We start from the raw sequence: 1,800 nt of genomic DNA on the forward strand, positions 1-1,800 counted from the left end.
GACGGATAACTGACGGATAACTGACGGATAACTGACGGACAGCCGGCGCGCGGCGGTATGGCCCGTGCGCCGGTATGGCCCGTGCGCCGGCCGTACGCATCGCCCGGACGCCTCAGGCTGCCGCGCAGGGGCGGGCAGGATCGCGCCGAATCCGCCTGTCGCTGACATCTCTCTGCTCGATCGAGCACTTCCTCCCACACCGTTTCGCCCGGCAATTTGCCGCCCGACGCAGAGACCACATCGTGCCGCCGATCGCAAGCGCGGGCGGTGGCGTCGGCCACAGCAGCGCCTGCGCGCGTGTCGTTTCATGGTCGCGGTCATGGCATTCGCAGCCGCTCGACGTCGCTCGCATGCAGCAGCGGCCGAATCCGCGCGAGGTTCTGCAAACCGTCCATGGAACGGTGAGGCGTGCGCGCCTGCCGCTGTATTCGGCGTATCGGCCCGAGCCCGGGCGAAAAAAAACCCGGCGCGAGGCCGGGCTTCCAAATCGGCCGCAGCCGCCGAGGCGGCATGCGGCACCTGCAAAAGCAGGGCGCTTACGCTGCGAGCAGCGAGCGCAGCACGAACGGCAGAATACCACCGTGCTTGTAGTAGTCGACTTCGATCGGCGTATCGATGCGCAGCAGCACCGGCACGCGCGTCGTTTCGCCGTTCTTGCGGTTGATCACGAGCGTGACGTCCTGCTGCGGCTTGAAGTCGTCGCCGAGGCCTTCGATGTAGAACGTCTCGTCGCCGGTGATGTCGAGCGACTGGATGCTGTCCGAGCCCTTGAACTGCAGCGGCAGGACACCCATGCCGACGAGGTTCGAACGGTGGATCCGCTCGAAGCTGCGTGCGATCACGGCCTTCACGCCGAGCAGCTGCGTGCCCTTCGCCGCCCAGTCGCGCGACGAGCCCGTGCCGTACTCTTCGCCCGCGAACACGACGGTCGGCGTGTCGGCGTCGATGTACTTCATCGCCGCGTCGTAGATCGACAGCTGTTCGCCGCTCGGCTGGTGGATCGTCAGGCCGCCTTCGACGCGCGAGCCGTCCGCCTTCGCCGGGATCATCAGGTTCTTGATGCGGACGTTCGCGAACGTGCCGCGCATCATCACGTCATGGTTGCCGCGGCGCGAGCCGTAGCTGTTGAAGTCGGCCTTCTGCACGCCGTTCTCCTTCAGCCACTTGCCTGCCGGCGAATCTTCCTTGATCGAGCCTGCAGGGCTGATGTGGTCGGTCGTCACCGAGTCGCCGAAGATGCCGAGCGCGCGTGCGCCCTTGACCGCGACGATCTCGTCGGCCGGCTCCATCGAGAATTCCTTGCCGAAGAACGGCGGCTCCGCGATGTACGTCGACTTCGGCCAGTCGTAGACCTGGCCCGATTCGCCTTCGATCTTGCTCCAGAGATCGCCCTTCTTCGTCAGGTGCGCGTAGTTCTCTTCGAACTTCTTCGGATCGAGCGCGTACTTCAGCAGCGACTGGACTTCCTCGCTCGTCGGCCAGATGTCGCCGAGGTAGATGTCGCGGCCGTCCTTGCCCTTGCCGACCGGTTCGGTCATCAGGTCGCGCGTGATGTTGCCGGCGATCGCGTAGGCGACGACGAGCGGCGGCGACGCGAGGAAGTTCGCACGGATGTTCGGGTGGATGCGCGCCTCGAAGTTACGGTTGCCCGACAGGACGGCCGCCGCCACGATGTCGTTCTTGACGATCGCTTCGTTCAGCTCCGGCGTCAGGTCGCCCGCGTTGCCGATACAGGTCGTGCAGCCGTACGCCGCCACTTCGAAGCCGAGCTTCGACAGGTACGGCAGCAGGCCGGTCACT

1 protein-coding gene is annotated in these 1,800 nt (G+C 65.8%); it reads right to left on the reverse strand.

Translation table 11 applies throughout. The features are described 5' to 3' along the window. Positions 1-536: 536 nt before the first annotated feature. Positions 537-1,800, reverse strand: a 1,264-nt coding sequence (locus KH616_RS24740; protein WP_292254811.1) for an aconitase family protein, incomplete at its 5' end; no start/stop codon positions are given.

The organism is Burkholderia sp., from assembly GCF_018375725.1.
Taxonomy (GTDB): domain Bacteria; phylum Pseudomonadota; class Gammaproteobacteria; order Burkholderiales; family Burkholderiaceae; genus Burkholderia.